Source organism: Paenibacillus sp. FSL H7-689 (assembly GCF_000517905.1).
GTDB lineage: Bacteria > Bacillota > Bacilli > Paenibacillales > Paenibacillaceae > Paenibacillus > Paenibacillus amylolyticus.
The window spans coordinates 253,655-277,050 of record NZ_ASPU01000066.1; the positions used below are offsets into that span (position 1 = coordinate 253,655).

General features: G+C 46.9%; 20 protein-coding genes. 15 read left to right on the forward strand and 5 right to left on the reverse strand.

Annotated features, from left to right (window positions below; genetic code table 11):
- Positions 1 to 270 precede the first annotated feature (270 nt).
- The 3 genes from C170_RS29355 (at position 271) to C170_RS29365 (ending at position 7,193) form a co-directional block, all read left to right on the forward strand.
- Positions 271 to 3,309, forward strand: coding sequence for a beta-galactosidase (locus C170_RS29355; RefSeq protein WP_036617296.1), 3,039 nt, complete (start codon positions 271 to 273; stop codon positions 3,307 to 3,309).
- A 441-nt stretch (positions 3,310 to 3,750) separates the two neighbouring features.
- On the forward strand, positions 3,751 to 5,094 hold the full coding sequence (locus tag C170_RS29360) for a glycoside hydrolase family 43 protein (RefSeq protein ID WP_051447470.1): 1,344 nt from the start codon (positions 3,751 to 3,753) through the stop codon (positions 5,092 to 5,094).
- A gap of 248 nt (positions 5,095 to 5,342) precedes the next feature.
- Positions 5,343 to 7,193 (forward strand): RICIN domain-containing protein, encoded by a 1,851-nt coding sequence (locus C170_RS29365; protein WP_051447471.1) that lies wholly within the window; start codon positions 5,343 to 5,345, stop codon positions 7,191 to 7,193.
- Between the two features lie 130 nt (positions 7,194 to 7,323).
- Here the strand turns inward: C170_RS29365 and solA are convergent, their stop codons facing one another.
- On the reverse strand, positions 7,324 to 8,457 hold the full coding sequence (solA, locus tag C170_RS29370; protein WP_442789470.1) for an N-methyl-L-tryptophan oxidase: 1,134 nt from the start codon (positions 8,455 to 8,457) through the stop codon (positions 7,324 to 7,326).
- Positions 8,458 to 8,588: 131 nt separating this feature from the next.
- On the opposite strand from solA, the gene C170_RS29375 reads away from it, so the two are divergent.
- The 6 genes from C170_RS29375 to C170_RS29400 all read left to right on the forward strand — a co-directional run bounded on the left by C170_RS29375 (position 8,589) and on the right by C170_RS29400 (position 13,223).
- The gene (locus tag C170_RS29375) at positions 8,589 to 9,146 is read left to right on the forward strand and encodes a GNAT family N-acetyltransferase (RefSeq protein WP_036617301.1); all 558 of its coding nucleotides are present in this window, start codon (positions 8,589 to 8,591) and stop codon (positions 9,144 to 9,146) included.
- Between the two features lie 109 nt (positions 9,147 to 9,255).
- Positions 9,256 to 10,011 (forward strand): exodeoxyribonuclease III, encoded by a 756-nt coding sequence (locus C170_RS29380; RefSeq protein ID WP_036617303.1) that lies wholly within the window; start codon positions 9,256 to 9,258, stop codon positions 10,009 to 10,011.
- Between the two features lie 235 nt (positions 10,012 to 10,246).
- Positions 10,247 to 11,233 carry an alpha/beta fold hydrolase gene (locus tag C170_RS29385; protein WP_036617305.1) on the forward strand — a complete coding sequence of 329 codons (987 nt, stop codon included), beginning with the start codon at positions 10,247 to 10,249 and terminating at the stop codon, positions 11,231 to 11,233.
- A 43-nt stretch (positions 11,234 to 11,276) separates the two neighbouring features.
- On the forward strand, positions 11,277 to 11,423 hold the full coding sequence (locus C170_RS29390; RefSeq protein ID WP_017687030.1) for a hypothetical protein: 147 nt from the start codon (positions 11,277 to 11,279) through the stop codon (positions 11,421 to 11,423).
- A 32-nt stretch (positions 11,424 to 11,455) separates the two neighbouring features.
- Positions 11,456 to 12,034, forward strand: a complete 579-nt coding sequence (locus tag C170_RS29395) for a hypothetical protein (protein ID WP_036617311.1) — start codon at positions 11,456 to 11,458, stop codon at positions 12,032 to 12,034.
- A gap of 211 nt (positions 12,035 to 12,245) precedes the next feature.
- Positions 12,246 to 13,223 carry a diaminopimelate dehydrogenase gene (locus C170_RS29400; protein WP_017687032.1) on the forward strand — a complete coding sequence of 326 codons (978 nt, stop codon included), beginning with the start codon at positions 12,246 to 12,248 and terminating at the stop codon, positions 13,221 to 13,223.
- A 158-nt stretch (positions 13,224 to 13,381) separates the two neighbouring features.
- Here the strand turns inward: C170_RS29400 and C170_RS29405 are convergent, their stop codons facing one another.
- The gene (locus C170_RS29405) at positions 13,382 to 14,236 is read right to left on the reverse strand and encodes a pentapeptide repeat-containing protein (RefSeq protein WP_036617314.1); all 855 of its coding nucleotides are present in this window, start codon (positions 14,234 to 14,236) and stop codon (positions 13,382 to 13,384) included.
- A gap of 155 nt (positions 14,237 to 14,391) precedes the next feature.
- Entirely contained in the window at positions 14,392 to 15,777 is a 1,386-nt protein-coding gene (gdhA, locus tag C170_RS29410) for an NADP-specific glutamate dehydrogenase (protein ID WP_174806476.1), read from the reverse strand.
- Positions 15,778 to 16,165: 388 nt separating this feature from the next.
- On the opposite strand from gdhA, the gene C170_RS30310 reads away from it, so the two are divergent.
- The 5 genes from C170_RS30310 to C170_RS29435 all read left to right on the forward strand — a co-directional run bounded on the left by C170_RS30310 (position 16,166) and on the right by C170_RS29435 (position 20,640).
- On the forward strand, positions 16,166 to 16,639 hold the full coding sequence (locus C170_RS30310; protein ID WP_051447473.1) for a GreA/GreB family elongation factor: 474 nt from the start codon (positions 16,166 to 16,168) through the stop codon (positions 16,637 to 16,639).
- On the forward strand, positions 16,629 to 17,135 hold the full coding sequence (locus C170_RS29420) for a cation:proton antiporter regulatory subunit (RefSeq protein ID WP_036617317.1): 507 nt from the start codon (positions 16,629 to 16,631) through the stop codon (positions 17,133 to 17,135). The genes C170_RS30310 and C170_RS29420 overlap by 11 nt, the downstream gene beginning before the upstream one ends.
- Positions 17,136 to 17,138: 3 nt before the next feature.
- The gene (locus tag C170_RS29425) at positions 17,139 to 18,344 is read left to right on the forward strand and encodes a cation:proton antiporter (protein WP_017687037.1); all 1,206 of its coding nucleotides are present in this window, start codon (positions 17,139 to 17,141) and stop codon (positions 18,342 to 18,344) included.
- A gap of 520 nt (positions 18,345 to 18,864) precedes the next feature.
- Entirely contained in the window at positions 18,865 to 19,581 is a 717-nt protein-coding gene (locus tag C170_RS29430; protein ID WP_036617320.1) for an expansin EXLX1 family cellulose-binding protein, read from the forward strand.
- A 111-nt stretch (positions 19,582 to 19,692) separates the two neighbouring features.
- Positions 19,693 to 20,640 carry an alpha/beta hydrolase gene (locus C170_RS29435; RefSeq protein WP_051447474.1) on the forward strand — a complete coding sequence of 316 codons (948 nt, stop codon included), beginning with the start codon at positions 19,693 to 19,695 and terminating at the stop codon, positions 20,638 to 20,640.
- Between the two features lie 69 nt (positions 20,641 to 20,709).
- Here the strand turns inward: C170_RS29435 and C170_RS29440 are convergent, their stop codons facing one another.
- Positions 20,710 to 21,588, reverse strand: a complete 879-nt coding sequence (locus tag C170_RS29440; RefSeq protein ID WP_036617323.1) for a PhzF family phenazine biosynthesis protein — start codon at positions 21,586 to 21,588, stop codon at positions 20,710 to 20,712.
- 196 nt (positions 21,589 to 21,784) lie between these two features.
- Between C170_RS29440 and C170_RS29445 the strand changes: the two genes are divergently transcribed.
- Positions 21,785 to 22,711, forward strand: coding sequence for an NADP-dependent oxidoreductase (locus tag C170_RS29445; RefSeq protein WP_036617594.1), 927 nt, complete (start codon positions 21,785 to 21,787; stop codon positions 22,709 to 22,711).
- Here the strand turns inward: C170_RS29445 and C170_RS29450 are convergent.
- A complete protein-coding gene (locus C170_RS29450; RefSeq protein WP_036617326.1) occupies positions 22,695 to 23,330 on the reverse strand; it encodes a type 1 glutamine amidotransferase family protein in 636 nt (211 codons plus the stop codon). The two genes, C170_RS29445 and C170_RS29450, sit on opposite strands and share 17 nt — an antisense overlap.
- Between the last annotated feature and the right edge of the window lie 66 nt (positions 23,331 to 23,396).

Here is a 23,396-nt window from a genome sequence, read left to right on the forward strand (position 1 = left end):
TGAGTGCTGGTATGAATATGAACAATATCATTTTGAACTAATCATTTACACAGAAATGGAGAGGACAGAAAAAACCTGAAAAAGCGAAGCGTTCGCCTTTATCACCGGATTTTCCCTTTGAGAAAAGGGAATCAAAAAAATCTGGGGATAACAGCGATTGGAAGGTTATTCTGTCATCGGAGTGCCAGTGTAAACATTCATTAGTTGAACTTATATTTTAAATGAATCACAGGACATATGAACCTAAATAAAGAGAAGGAGGGGATAACTTTGACAGAGAAAGCATCCCTTTTGCTGCAGGAACAGGAGAAGAACATCGCCAGGGCTGAGAATGGTGTTCAATCTGAATTAACATACGATGCACGCAGCTTTTTCCTAAACGGAGAGCGTGTATTTCTGAACAGTGCCACGATCCATTATTTCCGTATGCCGCAGGAGGAATGGCGTGAGGTTCTGCTGAAGGCGAAGCTGGCAGGCATGAATTGCATAGACACCTACTTTGCGTGGAATGTGCATGAACCGGAAGAAGGACAGTGGTCCTTTGAAGGGGACAACGATTGCGGAGCATTTCTGGATTTGTGCGCAGAACTCGGCATGTGGGTTATCGCGCGTCCGGGTCCGTTTATCTGTGCAGAATGGGATTTTGGCGGTTTTCCATACTGGCTTGTTACGAAGGACGGCGTGAAATTCCGGGAAAACAATGAGACGTATCTGCACTATGTGAATTTGTATTTTGACCGGCTTGTGCCGATTATTCGGGAGCGCCAGTTATCGGCCGGGGGTACGGTTATTCTCGTGCAGGTGGAGAATGAATACGGGTATCTGATGGATGACGCTGCTGCAAGTGACCATATGAATACGCTGAGGGATGGATTGTTGCAACGTGGCATTGACGCTACGCTGATCACTTGCGTTGGCGGGGCGGAAGGCACGATTGAAGGGGCTAATTTCTGGTCAGGTGCTGACGGGCATTATGAGAAACTTCGAGTCAAACAGCCGGACACCCCGAAGATGGTCACTGAATTTTGGACCGGATGGTTCGAGAATTGGGGAGGGCCTTCAGCCATTCAGAAGACGGCGCCTTTGCTGGAGAGACGTATCATGGAGATTTTGCGTGCCGGGTATACCGGAATCAGTCATTATATGTTCTATGGTGGCACGAACTTTGGTGGATATGGCGGCAGAACGATGGGTAGCAGTGACATCTTCATGATTACGTCCTATGACTATGATGCACCGCTGAACGAATATGGACGGGTGACACCGAAATATGCAGTAACCAAGAATTTATCCTATTTCGTCCATGCTTTCGGGGCCCTTCTGATGGAAACAGAGGAGATTCCAGAAGCACAGATCGTTGTACGTCATCCTGAAGGCATATCTGTACGAGGCAGACAGGCTGACAACCAGAAGATTTGGTTTCTGGAGAGTCACAAGGATGAACGCGAGACCCTGCACATTACGCTGGAGGAAGGCCGGACTCTTCCCGTATCGCTGAATCCGGGTCAGATTGTTCCGTTGCTGGATCGAGTACAGATTGCTGAACACGTATACCTGACTACGGGTACGATGATTACGGGCAATGAAATGATAAACGGAGAATTGAACCTGTTCATCGTGGCAGCTGCCGGGCAACGTTCTGTTGTTGAACTGGAAGCAAGGGCATTAAACGTCACGGGCAGCACAGTGCAAGTGCTGGTCGAACATGATTCAGCCAGGAACGTATACCGCTTCGATCTGTTCCATTTCCAAGAGCCGGGAACGATCCAGCTGGAAGCAAACGGCACACCGATCCGATTCGTCATTCTGGATCAAGAGACGATGAATCGAACATGGCGATTGGAAGCAACAGATCAGAAGGGAATACGTTATGTGATCGGCTTCGATGACGTAGACGTATTACCATCGGGTCAGGTCAAGGGCATGATTACTGACCCAGATCGCACAATTACGCTGCTTGGTGACTGGACCGATGGAGAACGGACGTTAACAGGTCACGAGTTCTATGCCAGCGAGAAGCCTATTGCAGGCAAACAGCAGCAGCTTCCATGGACATCGCCGAGTGCGCCGACATTGTCTGATTCTCCTGAGCTGTCACGTGTTACGTTAACTGCGAAGCAGCGTCCGGCGAGTGGACAACCAGAAGACTTTTCCCGATACGGACAAGATTTTGGTTATCTATTGTACGAATGCGATTTCGAAAGTCCAACCGAAGGAATTACGGGTCTCATTCTGCCGGATATCCAGGATACCGCCAGAATCATCGTTAATGGTGTTCAGCAGGCATTAGTGCGTCAGGTAGGTGCCGCTGGAGTGCAGTTGCAGGTGGCCAAAGGGAAGAATACACTTCAGATTCTGGTGCAGCATATGGGCAGATTGAACTTCTCCCCGTATTTGGGTGAGAGCAAAGGTCTGGCTGGTGCTGTGTATCTGGATGGCAAGGTTCAGGATATTCGTCGGGATTGGCGTATGGAGCGTGGACTTGTGCATCTCGATGAGGTGAACTCTCTCCAAGAATCTCCACTTCTGAGCAGAAGTTTTACGCTGGATGGCATGGATCGGGCGATTCTTGTGGGTGCTTTGAGTAAAGGTCTTCGTATCAATGGTATCGAAGTTCCGATGGAAGGATATCAGGATTGGTTTGCCTTCCAGACGTTAGACATATCCTTGTATATCAAGACCGGAGAGACAAATACACTGGAAATGCCGTATAGCCGCTCTTCGCTGAATCGACTGGAACTGATCACATATCCGAGTCAGGGAGAACTGAAGGATTGGCGTATGGCAGGGACGGATGCATTGCTTCCGCAACAATGGGAGAGCTACGAGGTAGGACAGGAATCGATCCATCCTGGAGCACAGGGGTCAATCCAGCGTGCAGGACAGCCTGGTATCGCCGCAGGTGGCAATTGTACTGCCAATCTGGTGCTTGACACCACGAATGAATCGGTTAATCGTGCTACATTGAGTGAGAAGTCTCACCCTGTATCCAATCATACTCTAGTCAGAGGATCGTATGGTCAGCCGGTCTGGTACCGCTGGCGTTTCGCGAAACCTACTATTTCCGAGCACCATAAGGTGAACCTGATGCTTCGCCTGACCGGAATGAGCAAAGGAACGATTCACCTGAACGGACATCATCTGGGCCGTTACTGGCAGATTGGTCCGCAAGAGGATTACAAAATTCCAGTAGCATGGCTACAGGAAGAGAATGAATTACTTTTGTTCGATGAAGAAGGCAGAACACCAGAACGTGTACGTTTCCTGTTGGATGCGTTATCCCGTTATCCGTGGGTTGTGGTGGAATAGTTCATGTATGGATCGTTAGCTGTCTTACTGATCCAACTATGGTTGAGAACAAGAACTTGATCGAGATAGTTCGAATTGGACGCAACATTTCACCTTTTACCACAGTCACACTACCTCATTTTCTTAGTCAAATAACCCGAGCTTGTGAATCTTTCGGATTCAGTCTTGCGGAGTGAATTAGCTAAGGGAATGGGGGAACTGTGGTGATCAGGTTGGTACAACGAACTAAGGTAACACTTATAGTTTAATTAATTGTAACCGTTTACATATATAAAGAATGTTCATCCATGATCTGTGAAGGGAGTGATGCTTCATGTAATTGGAATTTGAACAGGTGGTCGTGAGGTGTTGCTCATCAGTGGCAGTCCCAGCTACGCTTTGTCTTTGGTAATACAGTAAGGTATTCCTCTGTTCATCACTCATGGATAAGGAGATGACCCAATGTTGACGAAGAAGGAAGAGGGAATAGGAGGAGTAGGAAAGTCCAATGGTTTCAAGGCCGGAATGATCCTGCTGCTTGGAACATTACTTCTATTAACGATGTTATTCCCCAATACAGCCAGAGCAGCGACAAGTGTATATACGATATCCGCCTTTACGAACACAAGTGAGTCCAATATGTATATCTACGAATCCTATAATGCGACCCACTATGGTTTGCTAAAAGGGCCAGCCTATACACCTCCGACCGAGCTGATCCGCGATCCCAGCATCATGAAGCATACAGATGGTCTATATTACGTTGTCTACACCACGAACTGGTCGGGTAACACCATCGGCATCGCCTCCAGCCCGGATAAGGTAAACTGGACATTTGTCCGTAATATTACTTTATCCACACCTACCACAATTGCACACACCTGGGCACCAGAATGGTTCAAAGACAGCAACGGCAGTCTGAACATTATCGTGTCCCTCTCACCAGGCAACTATCAGAATTTCAAACCTTATGTGCTCACAGCTTCAGGTAGCAGTCTAACATCTACCTCATGGTCTGCACCTACTGAACTGGCAGGCATTGCTCCCAATTATATCGACACTTTTATCGTGAAGACAGGCTCAACCTATCATGCTTTTAGCAAGAACGAGACCACCAAATACATTGAATATGCGACATCCACCTCGCTAACGGGTCCTTATACCTTTAAAGGTACATGGGATTGGGCAGGTTGGGGTTCTTGGGTGGAAGGCCCGGCGCTTGTTCAGCTGGATAATGGTTCATGGCGAATCTACTTTGACGGCTATGCAACACAAAAATATTATTACAGCGACTCTGCTGACAACTTCCAGACTTGGGGGGCCAAACAAGAGATTGCAGGTCTTACCGGACTCGTCCGGCATATGACCGTATTGAAAGAATCCGGACAACCGGGTGATATCCGCAAGTTGGAGTCATTCAATGTGCCGGGCAGCTTCATTCGTCACTACAACTATCAGGCACGGATTGATGCGAGTGTCAGTCCGGCGGAGGATGCACAATTCCGTATCGTTCCTGGGCTGTCAAATGCAACAGGCATTTCATTCGAGTCCATGAATTATCCGGGGTATTTCCTGCGCAATAATAATGGCAACATCACACTCGTGAAAAATGACGGCAGCGCTACGTTCCGAAATGACGCCACGTTCAAACGTGTAAGTGGACTTGCTAACGCTAGTTGGACATCGTATGCCTCGTTTAGTAACCCGAACCTGTATCTGAGACATTATAATAATGTGCTGAAACTGGAAGCTGTTGTTACCGCAATCGATAAGTCAGACGCGACCTTCCGAGAGATCGGGCAATGATTGGTGTTCGTGTTTCGGAAAATACAAACAAGTTAAACTATACATTTACACGATAACGGAGAGGTCAGAAATAACTTGAAGAAGCGAAGCGTGCGCCTAAAAGCTTTCTGAAAGAAAGCTGCATCGGAAGCATACACTATCCCCGGATTTTCCCCTTTTTAAGAATAATTAAAAATCTGGGGATAACAGCGATCGGAAAGTTGTTCTGACATCGGAGTGCAAGTGTAAATTCATAAGGAGTGAAGCGGATGAAGTGGTTAAAACGAATGAGCTCGCTGCTCTTGGCAGGAAGTCTGCTAACAGGCAGTTTAGGTGTGGGGACAGAGGTATCTGCTGCGGGAGCCTACACGGCTGTTGCCGATCCATCGAAGCAATATCAGACGATGGAAGGATGGGGGACATCCCTCGCGTGGTGGGGAAAAGTGGTTGGAGAATATTCCAATCGGGATGAGTATGTGGAGAAAATGTTCAACGCGAATACCGGACTGGGTCTGAATATCCTGCGTTACAACATTGGAGGCGGGGATAATCCATCATCCAATATCCTTGAATATCGCAAAGCCGTTCCTGGTTACCAGCCTTCTCCCGGCGTGTATGACTGGAATGCAGATGCAAACCAACGATATATGCTGCAAGCTGCCAAAGCGCAAGGCGTGAATATCATCGAAGCTTTTGCGAATTCCGCACCTTACTGGATGACCATCAGTGGTAATGTGTCCGGTTCGGCCAATGGTGGTAACAACCTCAAGCCTGATTACTACGATGATTTTGCCGATTACTTAACCGAGGTTGTAAAGCATTTTCGGGATAACTGGGGGATCACATTTGATAGCGTAACCCCACTGAATGAACCAATCTCGACATGGTGGAAGCAGGGCAATGACCAGGAGGGCATGCACTTTGACCGTGCGGATCAGAACACAATTCTGAGTCAGGTACAAGCTTCGTTGAATGCAAAGGGCCTGTCCACAAAGCTGAGCGCACCTGAAGAATACAGTATCGATGATACCGATGTGTCGTTCAACAGCTACAGCAATGCGGTTAAATCAGCGATCACTCAGATCAACACCCATACGTATGGCGGAAGCAATCGTACTGCTTTGCGCAACACAGCGACGTCTGCGGGCAAACATCTGTGGACCTCGGAATATGGAGATGGGGATGCAAGCGGACTTACGATGTCACGGACCATCCTCAAGGATATTCGCAATATGGGCGCAAGTGGATGGGTGTATTGGCAAGCCGTCGATAGTGCAGAAGGATGGGGATTCTTCAAGAACGTGTTGAACAATACACAAACGACCAGTTACACCGTGAACCAAAAATATTATGTCATGGGCAATTACAGCAAATTTATTCGTCCTGGATACAAGATTATCGGCATGAGTGATGCCAATACCCTTGCAGCCTATGATGCAGCTTCCGGCAAAGTTGTGCTGGTTACAACCAATTCGGAATCGACGGATACAACGGTAACCTATGATCTCAGTCGTTTTACGAACACAGGCACGTCTGCTCAAGTATATCGGACCTCTTCAACGGAGAAGTTGCAGCAACTGACCAATATTTCGGTGCAAAACAAAACCTTTACGGCTACGGCCAAGGCCAATTCGGTCACAACCTACGTCATTTCTGGTGCAACTTACAATGGCGGTACAGGATATGAATCCGAATCCGGGGCCATCTATAAATTGATCAACCGCAATAGTGGACTTGCACTCGATGTTAACGGTGCTTCTTCTACGGGTGGGGCAACAATCATTCAGTGGAATGATAATGGAGCAGCCAACCAGCAGTGGAAGCTAGAGTCCGCAGGTAACGGATATTACAACATCCGCAATGTGGGCAGTGGGCTTTTGCTGGATGTGAATTCGGGTTCTACACAAGGCGGAGCCGCTCTGATTCAGTGGCAGGATAACGGGGGCAACAATCAGCAATGGCTGCCAATTGATGTGGGAGGATATGTTGTACTTGCGAATCGAAACAGTGGCCTGACGGTTGACATCAATCAAGGTTCTCTGACCGCAGGTGCCTCCACGATTCAGTGGGCCGACAATGGCGGAGCCAATCAGCAATGGAGCCTCGTCAAAGTTAATTAGTGTGAGTACGCATGAATTAAACGTTATCACGTGTCCTTTTTTCTTGGAGGTGCAGTGCTCTAAGCAACACTGCACCCTCAAGGAAATTAGCTATTTTAGACATACATATATTCATCCACCCGGCTGGTACTTAACAAAAACGGGATAGGGCGAACCTGCTAATATCCTGATCCGTGTACCCCGTTTGCACCAAGTCGGATAGAATCTGCCCAATGGCACTTGCAAACTTGAAGCCATGACCGGAGAAACCGCCTGCGAGCCACACACGTTCATGGGCAGGGTGTCGGTCGATGATAAAATCTTCATCCGAAGTGAATTCATACTTGCACACACTACCACGTTTCAATTCTCCAGCTGCCTGAGGCATATGAAGTTCGAGCAGCCTGCGCAGATCCCCCTCGTCCGTTTCTTCCGTACCAAAAGGAGCCATTGTACTTCCTGGTGTCCACACCTGACCCGTATCATGACGACCCATCTTCAGACCTGATCCGCCAATGCTTGGAAATCCATAATATGTACCTTCTTTTCCTGCCAGTGTAAAACCGGGGAAGTGTTCCTCGCCGTACAAAGCTTCTGGTGCAACAAACCATCCAACCGTTTTACGCACTGCCTGAATGGGGAGATCCACGAAAGGTTTTAATGTCTGAAACCAGGCGCCAGCGCTCAGGATGATTTGATTTGCATGGTATGTCTCACCACCTGAAGTCTGAACTGCGACGGAATGTGGTCCGTATTCGATATGCTCCACAAGCGTGTGCGTTAACAAGGTGGCACCGTGAGTTTCGGCTGCCTTGCGGAAGGCACGAATACAAGGTTCACTATACAAATAACCCGCATCCGGTTCATACATGCCCTCGTAATGTTCAGGTATTGTAATACCTGGCCAGCGTTTCATCACCTCGGCTGCGTGCAACGTTTCATACCGAATACCTGCATCATCTGCATGGCTCAATCGGTTGTGGAAGGAATGAATCTCCGGATCAACCACATTTATTACACCGGAAGGAACAAAAAGTTGGTCTCCGGTCGTTTCCTCCAGCTCGTGCCATAACTTCTGTGCAAGTAATGCCATGGCAATATAGTCAGGCCCACCACTGTACACATGGCGCATCAGTCTGCTATCCCCGTGATGACTTCCTTCCGTATGCGGAGGATCAAAGGCATCGATTAATAAAGTTTTGCATCCACTGCGCGATAGATAATAACCTGCACTCATACCCATGGAGCCGGCTCCAACGATAATAACGTCATATGATTGTGTGATAATAGCACGTCCTCTCCTATGTATCCTTTTCTACAGTAATGCCTTAATAGAACATATTAATAGTAAAAGCTTGATGAAGGCAAGTGTAGTAAAATGGACTTCTACAATGAATGTTACAAAGGAGACCTCGCATGAGTGAGCAATTTAGGTTTGATCTATTTCCATTAATTCAGACAGAACGATTCATCCTCCGGTCAGCTGAGGCTGGAGACAGCCATGATCTGCTCGCGTTATATTCCGATGAAGCTGTGGTTCAATATATGCCATTCACTCCCTTTGAATCCGTGGAGGATGCACAGGGCGAGATGAATTGGTATACGAAGATTTTCAAGGAACACACGGGTTTACGCTGGATGATCGAAGACCGTGAAACTCGTAAAGTGATCGGAACCTGTGGGTTCCTGAACTATGAAGATGTACATAACCGTGCAGAGATTGGATACGATTTGCGTTCCTCTTTCTGGGGCCGCGGTGTTATGACTGAAGTGGCCCGTGCTGTGTTACATTTTGGATTCACATGCATGCAGCTCAACAAGATCGAAGCAAAGGTTGAACCGGAGAACGAGGCGTCAATTCAGCTGTTACATAAACTTGATTTTCAACAGGAAGGTGTACTGCGGCAGCATGAGTTTGAGAAAGGCAGATATATTGACCTTGCGGTGTTCTCTAAGTTACGAAGCGAAATATAGGCAAGCTAGCCCACAAGGATTCCAATGACTCCATCTCATTCCAGAGCCGTAAGGCTTGTCCCTCTGAATGAGCCCATGCTATATTGGAGAGATGTGAGGAGATGAGGATATGAAGCTGGTGTCCTGGAATGTGAATGGCTTAAGGGCATGTGTGACCAAAGGATTCATGGATTATTATCAGGAGAGTCAGGCGGACATTTTCTGCCTTCAGGAGACCAAATTGCAAGCCGGACAGATTGAGATGGACCTGGGGGAAGATGTTTATCAATATTGGAATTATGCGATCAAAAAAGGATATTCCGGTACGGCTGTATTTAGCCGAATCAAACCTTTATCCGTTCGTTACGGGATGGAGGAGGACAGCGAGCCGGAAGGACGGATGATTACACTGGAGTATGATGAGTTTTATCTGGTGAACGTCTATACCCCTAACGCGAAGCGGGATCTGACCCGGCTGCCTTATCGTCTGGAATGGGAGGATCGATTCCGGGGGTACATTCTGCAATTGGAGCAGACTAAGCCGGTTATCGTCTGTGGAGACCTGAATGTGGCTCATCAGGAGATTGACCTGAAGAATCCGAAGCCCAATCTGGGTAATTCCGGATTTACCCTTGAAGAGCGTGGCAAGATGACCGATTTGCTTGCTTCCGGTTATGTAGACAGCTTCCGTCATCTGTATCCGGATCGTACGGATGTATACAGCTGGTGGTCTTATATGCCGAAGGTTAGAGAACGGAACGTGGGCTGGCGCATTGATTATTTTCTGGTATCCAATCAATTGGCACCTAAGGTAGCAGATGCGCATATCGACTGCCACGTGATGGGCAGTGATCATTGCCCGGTGGGTCTTACTTTGCAACTATAGGTAAAAGGATCATCGTGAGATAGATTGAGGTAAGAGTTTTAGAATACAAGTATAGATGAACTGCAAGTTTCCTGAATGGGAGATTTGCAGTTTTTTTTGCGTTACAGGTAGGGGAGGGACACTGGACTTTGGTTGGGGAAAGAACTGGACTCGGGATTGTTTCAATCGCGCTATTTCTTGGGTACGATTGAAGCATACATATATAGATGAACCTTTGGGGTAAGGGGTAGAGAAGATGAAGAAGGGGTTACGGAGAGGGTTAAAAGTGCTGGGAGGCATCATGCTTGCCACAGGACTTTTGCTGCTGGCAGGTACAGCGTATGAAGCGTATCAATCCACGCAGGATATGAAGTCCTATCCCCCGCCAGGCAAGTATTATGAAGTGAGTGGTCGCAACATGCACCTCTACACCGCTGGCAAAGGAGAGGTAACCGTGGTGTTTGCCTCAGGCTGGGGTACACCCAATCCGTATGTGGATTTCAGTCCGCTATATGACAAATTGAAATCACAGGTGAAAATTGCGGTATATGACCGGTTCGGGTACGGATACAGTGACTATACGGATGACCCTCGTGATGTTGATACCATCTCGGAAGAGATCCACCAATTGCTGCGAACATCCGGTCAACGTCCACCTTACATCATGGTCGGTCACTCCCTGGGTGCGCTGGAGACACTGCGGTTTGCGCAAAGGTATCCTGATGAGGTGGCTGGCATGGTCATGATCGATGGCGGAAGCCCGGAGTATTACAGTCGTACGGACTTGAATACACCAGAATGGATGATGGATTGGTCCCGTTTTCTGGTGAAAACAGGCATCGCACGAACATTGCTGCAATCGGATCGCATGATGGCATCTCTGGTCATTGACCCAAGTTTGGTAACGGAACCGATGAAAAAGGCCGTCATGATATCCACGTTAAGACATGCGTACAATTACAATGTTATGGAAGAGGTTCGGAACTCCAGAACAAATGCTGCGTGTGTGCTTGAGAACAAAACGAAGTTTGATTTTCCACTGACGATCCTGACAGCGGGTTCGGCGGAATCGGATGAGGACAGTCAGGCATGGCAGGCCGATCAAGCGAATTTTGCTTCATGGTCAAGACACGGAACACAGCTGACGGTTCCACAAGCGACACACAGTATCCACAACAGTCAACCGGATATTGTCGCCGCCGAGATCATGAAATTAGTGACACCGCCAGTGACCTATGAGTAACATGATTCCACAAACACATGATGAACAGGAGGAGGAGGGATGGATGAAAAAGTTTAAAGTGATCACCCGCTTCCTGTCCATTCTTGTAGCCAGTTGTCTATTGTCTCTAAGTGTACTATCTGTATCTGTGATATGGGTTAAGAATAACGTTCATGCGGTGCCTGTGATCCAGCCGTTTGAACGTGATTAGCACATGAAACGAAGAAGAAGGAGTGGTAACAGATGGTGAAGAGAAGGAAATATGTATTGGCCTGTGCGGCACTGGCGATGATGGTGGCCTTGAGTGCTTGCAGCAGCGCGGCAGATGAACCGAGTGATACGGAGAAGATGGACACTGAAGTTTCCTCCGGAACCGGTGAACAAGCGACTGATGAAGGTGCAAGCGAAGCAACAACAAATACAGTGACCGAAACGGAAGGTACGACTGCACCAGCAGACTCCGATTCAGAAATCGGTGAGGAAGCAACTGCTGGAACCAATGAGTTGCCGGAGAACTTGCCAAGTGATTTCCCATTGCCGGAAGATGCTACGATTCGTTTAGCCAATTCTGGTGAGAATGAAGGCAAGCAATCGGCCATGGTGATTTTCTCCACTGAACAAGATATGAAAACCGTATCCCAGCTGTATAAAGATTACTTTAACGCCAAAAAGTTGACGGATGCAGGTCAGACGATCGATGACAAAAATATTATTATTCAGGGAACCGACCCGGAGACGCAGGATGTCTGGTCCCTGATCGGTGGAACATTGGCGGGACAGGAAGGCGTCATTGAACTGACGTTGACCTGGACAGAATCATAAGCAGAAGATAAGGGCTATTTTTCTTTCCTGCTTTTTCCTTCCTAAAATAACGAATGAACGCCATAATACCTTGCATACGGAGCCGCATTATTGCTGCACCGCTGCAAGGTATTTTTATTTCGAACTGGAAACCTGACAGGTTACATGGTATGTTATATCATTATAAACAGAGTAATAGACAACTATAGAAGAAGACAGGAGAGGATTGAACATGATTAGAGTGGGTATTGTTGGTTACGGTAACTTGGGTAAAGGTGTAGAGAAAGCCATTTCCCAGAACGAGGATATGGAACTGATTGCTGTGTTTACACGTCGTAATCCGGAGCAGATGGTCGCTGAAAGCACAGAAGTACGTTTTGAGCATATCTCTGCAGCGGAGCAATACATAGGCAAGGTTGATGTTATGATCCTCTGTGGTGGTTCTGCAACCGACCTTCCAGAGCAGACACCAGCCATCGCCAAGTTGTTCAATACGGTAGATAGCTTCGATACACATGCGAAGATTCCTGAATTCTACAAGGAAGTTAATGCTGCGGCAGAGCAAGGCGGTCACGTAAGTGTCATTTCCACAGGTTGGGACCCAGGCTTGTTCTCCATGAACCGTCTGCTTGCACAGTCCATCTTGCCAGAAGGAAAAGAGTACACGTTCTGGGGCAAAGGTGTGAGCCAAGGCCACTCGGATGCTATTCGTCGTGTTCCAGGTGTTAAGGCGGGTGTACAGTATACTGTACCTGTTGAAGAGGTAATCAACCGCATTCGTGCAGGGGAGACACCAGAGCTGTCTACACGCGAGAAACATCTGCGTCAATGTTATGTGGTAGCAGAAGATGGTGCTAATCAGGATGAGATCCGTGAGACGATTGTGTCGATGCCAAACTATTTTGCAGATTACGATACAACGGTAACGTTCATTAGCGAAGAAGAATTGAAATCCGAGCATGAAGGTATGCCGCATGGTGGATTTGTAATTCGCAGTGGGGTTACAGGTGCTGGTCAAAAGCAAATTATTGAATTTGGTCTGAAACTCGACAGCAATCCTGAATTTACAGCAAGCGTACTTGTAGCGTATGCAAGAGCCGCACAACGTTTGAGCGTGGAAGGACATAAGGGAGCGAAAACGGTATTTGATATTCCGCTCGGTCACTTGTCTCCAAAATCGGCTGAAGATCTCCGCCGCGACTTGTTATAATTCTGATTCGTTCCAGTGATTTTATAGAAACAGCTCGTCCTTGGATGTATAGGACGAGCTGTTTTTTTGCTGTTGCTGTATACGATTCATACATTCATATGAATTGGCAGGTACTATATTGCCTGTATCCCTGCTTATGCTCTTGCGGAAATGGCATCCTACACCCAGTGTGAGGGAATGTTAAGATGGTCCGGCAACTTGGTATTCACATTACCTTTGGCTGCATTAATCTGGGATTGCGTCAGGAAGATGCCACCTCTCAGGTCTGCATCGCCCAGATCCGTATCCCGCAAGTCCGCGCCAATCCAATCCGCATTTCGTGTATCTGCATTTCGGAGATCGGCTGCGATCATTAAAGCCCCTCGGAAGCTTGCGCCCCGCAGGTCAGCTCCCTTTAAGTTGGCACCAAAAAAGTCACTTCCCGTACGTTTCTTACTCTTCTTCGACTTCCCTTGTCCATGAGCGCTGGGGGGCACATTCGCACGTACCATCTCACTTGCCTGGATCAAGAGTTGATTCACACTGGACCGATAATTGGCGATGTCCAGACGGAGAAGGGCTGCAGGCTCCAGATTGCTCAAGCGCTCAATCTCCTCATATAACTCACCAAATACCGAGTGAAGGGATGACGTCTCCGGTCTCATCATCATTTCCTTCATATAACTGAGCAACTCGTGAAGTTGTCGCAAGGCAGGCAGACAATCGAACATCTCATTTGCAGACTCTGGATGATCACGCCAATCTTTGCCCGCGTAGGTCACTTGGGACAGCTTCTGTCCAGCTCCGAAACAGTCGTATACCGTGCAACCTTTGAACCCTTTCTGCCGAAGCTCGGTATGGATACCGCAGCGATTGTCCGTGCGCAGATTGGGACAGGGTGTGCCGCTGGCTTTATCAAAAGCAAAGTCCGATGACTTGCCATAGGGCAAGGCAACACAGCACAGGCCAAAACACTGCTCGCAATCTGCGCTTAGATGCGGACTCGCAGTGCTGGCAAATGGTTGGTTAGACAATGTAAACACTTCCTTATAATAGTACAAATAGATGGAATTACGTCAGTACCACTTTACCATTGCCTTGCGATTAGAGCAATTGAAGACAAGGAAAAAAGGGCAGTTACCCAAATAGATGGGAACGCCCTTTGATCGTGGAGAATCACGTATTTAAATTAAACTACACCTTGAGCGATCATGGAATCGGCTACCTTGAGGAAACCGGCGATATTCGCTCCGGCTACGAGATTACCTTCACAGCCATACTCTTCAGCAGCTTCTACACAGCTGGTGTAGATGTTCTTCATGATGTCATGCAGCTTGGCGTCTACTTCTTCAAATGACCAGGACAACCGCATGCTGTTCTGTGACATTTCAAGAGCAGACACGGCTACACCTCCGGCATTAGCCGCTTTGGCTGGACCGAACAGCACGCCTGCACCGTGGAAGACGTCAATGGCAGCCAGGGTGGAAGGCATATTCGCGCCTTCGCCAATGGCCTTCACGCCACCTTTGATTAGAAGGGCCGCAGCTTCTTCATCGATCTCATTTTGCGTTGCACATGGAAGAGCAATATCACAAGGGATAGACCAGATGCCTTCACAACCTTCGGTATATGTAGCATGCGGGTGTTCTTTGATGTATTCGCTGATGCGAAGACGATCAACCTCTTTCAGACGTTTCACAGTATCCAGGTTGATGCCTTGTGGATCGTGTATATAGCCACCTGAGTCACTACACGCCACGACTGTAGCTCCAAGCTCCTGTGCCTTCTGAATGGCATAGATGGACACATTACCAGAGCCAGAGACAACGACTGTGCTGTCTTGGAAGCTGAGCCCCTTGGATTGCAGCATCTCCTTCACGAAATACACACAGCCGAAGCCAGTCGCTTCCTTACGTGCCAAGCTTCCTCCGTACAGCAGTCCTTTACCTGTCAAAACGCCTGCCTCATGCCCGCCATGGATACGTTTGTATTGGCCGAACATGTAACCGATTTCCCTTGCGCCTACACCAATGTCACCTGCCGGTACATCCGTATCGGAACCGATATATTTGTACAGCTCTGTCATGAAGCTTTGCGTGAAACGCATGACTTCCAGATCCGATTTTCCTTTGGGATCGAAGTCAGAACCGCCTTTACCACCGCCAATGGGCAGACCGGTCAAAGCATTTTTGAAGATCTGTTCGAAGCCAAGGAACTTGATGATGCCCGAGTATACAGAAGGATGGAAGCGAAGTCCGCCTTTGTAAGGGCCAATGGCACTGTTGAATTGCACCCGGAATCCACGGTTAACCTGAACTTTGCCCTGATCATCTACCCATGGGACACGGAATGTGATTACACGTTCGGGTTCAACAAGCTGTTCCAACAGACTATGGTTCTTATACTTGGGGTGTGCTTCAATAACAGGAATAAGGGAATCCAGAATTTCTTTGACAGCCTGATGGAACTCGTCTTCGTGCGGATTTCTGGCGACAACCGACTCATAAACGGAATGAACATATTCTGCGGCAGTAACTTGAACGGACTCTGTAGTTTCTTTTGTTATCGTGGACACTTTTTCGATGCACTCCTTTATTGTGTTAAAGTCTGTAGAGGCTTATTTGCATAAATTGAATAAAAGTTTGTAGTTAAATATACAGGAAAGCAAATAAAAATACGAGATGAAAATTCATAAAATGTTTTTTATGCAGTAATTAAAATGTTCTATGGATCTACCATATGATGTGAAGAATTAAGTTATTAAATGGAAGATATGACCACAAATGATAATAAAAAAGCAAGTTAGACGAATATACTGGATTAAAATATTAGTTTTGGTAAGATGGTAAGAAGGTCTCGTATCCCGGGGTCTTTTTAAAATATAAAGGAGGAAAACAAGATGATGAAGAGAAACATGCCAATCAACATGGAGAACAAGGCTTGTATAGGGGGTGAAATTTATTATGAACCATAGGACCTCCCGTCATAATTGCAGAGAGAAGCTGGTGAGCCAGCTATTTACATTCGGTGAAGAGAAAAGAACATTTCTCGACGCCTATTTCGACGCGCGTGATCCAGAGCGGATACAATTGGAAAAACAATTGTCCGCATATACAGAGTATGTGGAAAAACTGCTCCTGGGTCCTGATGAAGATCTGGACTCAGCTGTATTGATCGGCAGTCATATTGATTTTGAATATCTCGATTTTCATACGTCAGATTCTTTCATGATTGTCATGCCAGAGGATACTAATCCTGATGAGGGTCGTATTTCCTTCCTCTCTCCAGTAGGGAGTCAATTACTGCTTGGCAGTAAAGGGGAAGTTAAGTCTGTTCATACACCATCAGGTTCCATGAGAATCCGCATTACGGGGATCGAGCTGAAAAGCGAAACCTTGAACGAGCCGGCGCTAGGGGGTGCAGATCATGCACTTTAAAGAGACGGACTTACCAGGGATTGGACGTAAATACTGGCTGCATACCCGTAGTGGTGAGCATTTGGTCATAGTGATTCATAACGACGAGCGACGTGACCTGTTCCATATGGAGTCAGGAGATACACCTGAAGAGGTGGGTGATATGGTATCTCTTGTCACCCTGGACGATGATGAAGCCCGGGCGGTAGCCGCTATTGTTGGTGGTATGACCTATAAACCGAAGTTTCAGGATGAGCGTGAAGTGATGCTTGAAGGGCTGTTAATCGAATGGCTACGGATTGAGCCTCACGCCGCAAGCGTAGGCATGACGATTGGTGAACTGGATATCCGTCAGGCCACGGGCGCCGTAATTCTCGCTGTTGTGACCAAGGATAAGGAGAAGCATTTTAATCCAGGCCCGGATTATGCTTTTACCGCTGGAGCTACAATTGTAGTTGCCGGTGAACGGAATCAGATCAAACATCTCAAACAATTGTTAACTGATGGACGGACTTAGCCTATGGATATGCTCATATTCGAAGTGGGAATTGCCGTTGCGCTGATTACACTTACTGGGCTGATATCTTCACGATTACGATTTTCGGTCATTCCTTTCTATATCCTGATTGGTATGGCTGTTGGACCACATGCACCACAAATTGGCATAGTGGATTTACGTTTTATCGAAAGTTCGACCTTTATTGAATTTATGGGCAGGCTTGGCATTTTGTTTCTGCTATTTTATCTGGGTTTGGAGTTCTCGGTCTCCCGGTTATTAAAGTCTGGCAAAGCCATTCTGACCGGGGGCATGTTCTATGTGGGCCTGAATTTTGTCTCTGGATTGCTGTTGGGGTGGTTCATGGATCTGCCCCTTCAGGAGACACTTGTTGTCTGCGGGATCATGACCAGCTCTTCTACAGCCATTGTAGCTAAAGTGCTCGTTGATCTGAAACGCACGGCAAACCCTGAAACAGAGATTATTATGGGCATGATCATGTTCGATGACTTGTTCATCGCGATTCATATCTCTATCCTGACCGGGCTTGTGCTCAGCGGGGCAACTTCATTCCTAAGTGTTCTGTTAGTATCGCTGTCTGCCCTGCTGTTTATTGTGCTGTTCCTGATTATTGGCAGGAAAAGCATCAAATATATTGATAAGGCACTGAATATCAAGTCATCAGAGTTGTTTCTGCTTACCGTCATGACACTGCTCTTCCTGGTAGCCGGTTTCTCGGAGACGCTGCACGTAGCGGAAGCTATTGGAGCGTTGATGATGGGGCTTGTGTTGGGCGAATCAAGACATGTGAGTCGGATTGAACATCAGATCATGCCTTTCAAAGATTTTTTTGGTGCAATTTTCTTCTTCAGTTTTGGCCTGACCATCGAGCCGGCTTCACTTGGCGGAGCTGTTGGGATGACGATTATTGCCGTTATTCTGACGATTGCCAGTAACTATGGTGCAGGTATGATCGCTGGCAGACTGGCTGGAATGAGCCCTAAGGCCTCATTGAATGTGGGCTTTACCCTGGTCTCGCGGGGCGAATTCTCCATTATCATGGCGAACATCGGCAAGGCCGGAGGGCTGATGGCATCCATCCAATCGTTTGCCGTGTTGTATGTGTTAATTCTGGCTGTGCTGGGGCCTATCCTGACCAAAGAATCTCCACGGATCTATGCTCAGTATGCGCGGCTAAGGAAGCGGATGAAACGAAGGGAAACGGGTTGAGTCAAACGCTGTCTGTCCTAGGACAGACAGGTTATTCTGACCGTAGTGTTTAATAGGCGCCACACCATTTGGAGAGCGAAATTACTCCGGGGTGTGGCGTTTTTTTATTACTGGGAACCCATCCAATACAGCCTTGTTATTATACCTACTTCACCAAATTATGGTATGTATCCATATCTTGTGCGTGGTCGTGAATGTTCAAATCCACGTGCAGGACTAAAGATGTGATTTAGTTGAGAGGGATTGAAAATAAGAAGTTATTATGTAAAATAATGTTATATTCAAATCTAGCAGTTGAATGGATCATTTACACCAGAACGTAGAGGACAGAAGAAACCTGAAGAAGCGGAGCGTTCGCCTTTATCAACAGATTTTCACCTTTGTAAAATTGAATCAAAAAATCTGGGGATAACAGTGATCGGAAGGTTATTCTGTCATCGGAGTGGCAAGTGTAAATATTCTTTAGTTCAACTTATGTTTCAATGTAACAGAAGGTAGAACGAACGAGGAGGAATAGCTCATGAACAAGAAAAGTAGATTTCAACGGTTAAAATGGGCCGGTACAGGGGTGTTGCTCAGTCTCGTATTATTTGCTCTGCCTGCATCTGCTGCATGGAACGATACATATCAGGGTTACGCGACGTATACAGGCTCAGGTTACTCGGGAGGTGCAGTGTTGCTTGATCCCATCCCGGCGGACATGAAGATTACTGCACTTAATCCGTTCCAACTCAATTATAACGGTGTCAAAGCCGCTTTAGCGGGAGCCTATCTCGAGGTGCAGGGTCCTAAAGGCAAAACAACAGTCTATGTAACAGACCTCTATCCAGAGGGTGCCAGTGGAGCGTTGGATCTCTCACCGAATGCCTTTAACCTGATCGGTGACCCAAAGGCAGGCAAAATCGATATTAGTTGGAAAGTGGTCAAAGCTCCAATTCAAGGCAACGTCTCTTATCGGATCAAGGAAGGCAGCAGTCAGTGGTGGGCAGCCATTCAGGTTCGTAATCACAAATATCCGGTGCTGAAGTTCGAAGTGAAACAGAAGGATGGCACGTGGCTCAATCTTGAAAAGCAAGACTATAATCATTTCCTCGGAACTGGACTGGGCAAAGAAAAATTAAACGTTCGTATTACCGATATTCGCGGTCAGGTATTAAATGACACGATCCCGGCTCTGCCTAATGATGGGTCAGGTGGTGCATATATCGTACCGGGCAATGTACAGTTTCCCGATTGACAGATATACGGAGTTGTTATAAAAAGAAGTATGGTCATAGACGTATTCTTAACGAAAAGTCGTACACTGTACGGCTTTTTTTTTGTATACAAAAAGAGGAGAATGTAACGTATGAAAAAAAGTTTGCCTTCATATCAGACAACACATCCCTATTGGAAACAGTATCAGGGCTTTTTCCCGGAAGAAGTGAGGTTAGGGGAGCATACAGCTCCTGAGGAAGAATGGTGGGAGTCAAATGGGGTTCATCTGCATATCGATCGCTTGCCTGCGCCGGAGTCTTCAATCAAAATTCTGTTCATTCATGGTGCGGGAGGCAATGGCAGGTTGCTCGCTCCGTATGCCCGCATGTTGCAGCGACATGGATACGAGGTGGTATCGCCAGATCTTCCGCCATATGGTTTAAGTTACGCAATGTCTGGTACACGTATTAACTACGAACTATGGATAGAGTTGCTTGTGTCACTCATCGAACGGGAATACAAGAATGATGGCAAGCCAATCGTTGTATTGGGAAGTAGCATCGGAGGTATGCTTGCCTATCACACCAGTGCACGCAGCAAGCGTGTTAAGGGTTTGATCGCAACTACATTTGTAGACACGAGTAATCAGGAAATGCGAGATCAGCTTGCACCGAATCGTCTGGTAAGCCGGGCGGGAAAACGGATGATGGATCTGTTCCCTAGTCTGCTGGATCATGTACGTATTTCGGTCAAACAGGTATCCCGAATGCAACTGATTACTAATAACCAGGACTTAACCGGGCTTATTATGAATGATCCACAAGCGGCAGCTACACGTATTCCGTTGGAATTATTAAGAACATTCCTTAATAAAAAACCGGAGGTAAGCCCGGAACAGTTCAGCCAGTGTCCGGTCCTGTTGGTTCACCCTGAACTGGACCCCATGACACCGATCAGGTTCAGCCAATCTTTTTTTGATCGTCTGGTGGTGGAGAAGGAATGTGTGATCTTGGAAGGGGCAGGTCATTTTCCTATAGAGCAGCCAGGGCTGAACCAGTTGGAGGTAGCGGTACTACGATTTTTACAACAAATTCAATGATGACCACAGGCTACTACTCTGCTTCGCATAAGATAGTTTACATATCCTAAGTACGTAATACACCTCCCACTAAGGGAGGTGTATTTGAATGTTTTTGATATGAATTGCACTACCGCCAACCTGAATCTGTGTGATTTCATTAGAGCTGTCCAGTGTTAATCTGGCTCGGATCTCAGAGGGGCGGTTCATGGTATACCCTTGTCTGATCGTGTACGTGTGAAGATGAGGATCTGTAAGCTGGTTGTATTGGGATAAATAACAGAGCATGGCACCATTGGATGTGCCTGTCGCGCTCTCTTCCGGTATATCATAAAGCGGTGCAAAATTACGGCATTCTGCCAGAACGTCCTCAGTATCTGATTCGAGTGTAAACACATGATAACCTACGGCATGATGAGTCTTGCTTATTTCAGTGATACGCTGGAAGTCAGGGTCGATTTTGGTCAGAACATCAACATCTCTAACAGCTATCATGATATCGGGTAGCCCGGTAGACACAATCTGCACAGGTAGCTCGGAATGCAAATCCTCCATAGAAATACGTAACGAATCGGCAATCTGCTGTCGATCCACGATCTCCCCAAACTCCGGCAAAGTCTGAGACAGATAGACTTCTCCATTGACTTCGATATCGACTTTAAGAATTCCGGCCAGTGTCTCCAGTGTATATGTACCAACATTAACGAGCTGCTGTGTCTTCATTAGATAAAATAAAGCAATTGTGGCATGTCCACATAGATCGACTTCATCACTTGGGGTGAAATAACGCACTTTGAAATCAGCCTGATCCGATGGCATAACAAATGCAGTCTCTGAAAAACCGACTTGTCTGGCAATCTCCTGCATCTGGGTTTCAGACAAATGCGCTGCTTGTAAAACAACACCTGCGGGGTTTCCGCCTTGAGCCTTGTCCGAAAATGCATGTAATGTATTTACTTCTACTTCCATCGTGTTACCTCGCTTGTTCAGTTATTGGGTTAAGATTTAACGTAATCGATAATCGACATTATATCACGATTGTTGAACGGGCTTGTGAATCCCAGATTGCTGTGAATTTTGAATGATTAGGTCAAGTGATCGCTGGGAAAGGGTAATGAAGGGAGAGAGAGTATAACGATAATCAATGGAAAGGCTGGGATTTCTAATGAAAGCAATTGTGATTGAGGAATTTGGTGGAGCGGAACAATTGAAGGAACAAGAAGTAGCCAAGCCAACATGTGGAGTGAATCAGGTATTAATTCGAACACATGCCACGTCGGTGAATCCGGTAGACTTCAAAATCAGACAAGGTTATATGAAAGAAGCAGCGGAGAATTTTCCGTTGATTCTGGGCGGCGATGTTGCCGGTATTGTGGCTGAAGCAGGCTCAAATGTCACGAGGTTCAGAGAAGGTGATCGGGTATTTGCACGTCCGCGTCAATTCGGGACCTATGCAGAATATGTTGCTGTTGATGCAGACATTATTGCCCGTATACCGGAGCAACTGAGTTTCGAGGAAGCAGCAGCGATCCCGCTGGCTGCGATGACGGCATGGCAGGCACTTGTGGATCACGGACGTTTAGGCAAAGGGCAGAAGGTACTCATTCATGCTGGTGCAGGTGGTGTGGGAACGTATGCCATTCAGATCGCCAAGTCCCTCGGCGCTGAAGTGGCTTCCACGGCGAGTGAATCAAACGAAGCGTTGCTTCGTTCGTTGGGTGTAGATCATTTTATCAACTATAAAAAAGAAGATTTCTCGGAGATTCTCTCCGGTTATGATGTTGTGCTGGACACCATGGGCGGTGATATTCAGCGCGATAGCTTCAAGGTGTTAAAGTCTGGCGGGCATTTGGTATCCTTGGTGGAACAACCGGATGAGAAGCTTGCCAAGGAAGCCGGAGTAACGGCCAACGTCTTCATGATGGAGCCCAAAGGGGATCAACTGGATCAGCTGGCTGAACTGGCTGCGGAAGGCAAGCTCAAATCGATTATTGATGGAACGTACCCGCTAACTCAACAGGGAGTAAGGGAAGCACATGAGAAGAGTGAAACCCATCATACCCGCGGGAAACTGGTTATTCAGGTGCAATAGAATTCATTAACTCGTAGAAGTATTTGGACTCATGAGTCTGATATAGATTGTACCAGGCCTGTAAGGTTTCTGGTGTATAGACATTCAACAGCTTCAACACATGCATCGTAAATTCTAACGGAGCTATTCCAGATGCAGTAACTAGATTTTCAGCGGTTACTGCAGGCTCCGTTACATAATAGGTTTCTCCAGTATAATCTGGGCATATCATCTTCAGGTATTCTAAATCATTGCTTGTATGCTGTCTGGAATCCAGTATTCCTATTTTTGCAAGTGCAACTGTCGCACCGCAAATCGCCGCAATAACCGTACCCTCTTCTATAGAGGCAGCAACTTTTTTCAATAGGGGATCATGGATGGTGTCCATCCAGGTGTTTCCTCCTGGAAGAATGATGAGGTCGTCACCTTTCAATGTACATTCATCAATAGAAATATGAGGAAGGATGTTCAATCCTCCCATGGTAGTTACCGGATGTTTATCCACGCCTACGGTTACGACCTGTAAAGGCTGGATCTCTTTCCTGAAATACCTTCCCGAGTTCAATTCAGCAGTTAGATATCCTACCTCCCAATCTGCCATCGTATCAAATACATATAGATATACGTTCTTCGTTTGCATCATACATGCTCCTTTTGTTTTCATGATTGAATGGATTACTCTTGTATTATAAATTAACTTCACTGA

What these genes read in the sequence shown, in the direction of transcription:
- C170_RS29360 (WP_051447470.1), top strand. Translation starts at nt 3,751, where the DNA reads ATGTTGACGAAGAAGGAAGAGGGAATAGGAGGAGTAGGAAAGTCCAAT.
- C170_RS29365 (WP_051447471.1), top strand. Translation starts at nt 5,343, where the DNA reads ATGAAGTGGTTAAAACGAATGAGCTCGCTGCTCTTGGCAGGAAGTCTG.
- C170_RS29375 (WP_036617301.1), top strand. Translation starts at nt 8,589, where the DNA reads ATGAGTGAGCAATTTAGGTTTGATCTATTTCCATTAATTCAGACAGAA.
- C170_RS29380 (WP_036617303.1), top strand. Translation starts at nt 9,256, where the DNA reads ATGAAGCTGGTGTCCTGGAATGTGAATGGCTTAAGGGCATGTGTGACC.
- C170_RS29385 (WP_036617305.1), top strand. Translation starts at nt 10,247, where the DNA reads ATGAAGAAGGGGTTACGGAGAGGGTTAAAAGTGCTGGGAGGCATCATG.
- C170_RS29390 (WP_017687030.1), top strand. Translation starts at nt 11,277, where the DNA reads ATGAAAAAGTTTAAAGTGATCACCCGCTTCCTGTCCATTCTTGTAGCC.
- C170_RS29395 (WP_036617311.1), top strand. Translation starts at nt 11,456, where the DNA reads ATGGTGAAGAGAAGGAAATATGTATTGGCCTGTGCGGCACTGGCGATG.
- C170_RS29400 (WP_017687032.1), top strand. Translation starts at nt 12,246, where the DNA reads ATGATTAGAGTGGGTATTGTTGGTTACGGTAACTTGGGTAAAGGTGTA.
- C170_RS30310 (WP_051447473.1), top strand. Translation starts at nt 16,166, where the DNA reads ATGAACCATAGGACCTCCCGTCATAATTGCAGAGAGAAGCTGGTGAGC.
- C170_RS29420 (WP_036617317.1), top strand. Translation starts at nt 16,629, where the DNA reads ATGCACTTTAAAGAGACGGACTTACCAGGGATTGGACGTAAATACTGG.
- C170_RS29425 (WP_017687037.1), top strand. Translation starts at nt 17,139, where the DNA reads ATGGATATGCTCATATTCGAAGTGGGAATTGCCGTTGCGCTGATTACA.
- C170_RS29430 (WP_036617320.1), top strand. Translation starts at nt 18,865, where the DNA reads ATGAACAAGAAAAGTAGATTTCAACGGTTAAAATGGGCCGGTACAGGG.
- C170_RS29435 (WP_051447474.1), top strand. Translation starts at nt 19,693, where the DNA reads ATGAAAAAAAGTTTGCCTTCATATCAGACAACACATCCCTATTGGAAA.
- C170_RS29440 (WP_036617323.1), bottom strand. Translation starts at nt 21,588, where the DNA reads ATGGAAGTAGAAGTAAATACATTACATGCATTTTCGGACAAGGCTCAA.
- C170_RS29445 (WP_036617594.1), top strand. Translation starts at nt 21,785, where the DNA reads ATGAAAGCAATTGTGATTGAGGAATTTGGTGGAGCGGAACAATTGAAG.
- C170_RS29450 (WP_036617326.1), bottom strand. Translation starts at nt 23,330, where the DNA reads ATGCAAACGAAGAACGTATATCTATATGTATTTGATACGATGGCAGAT.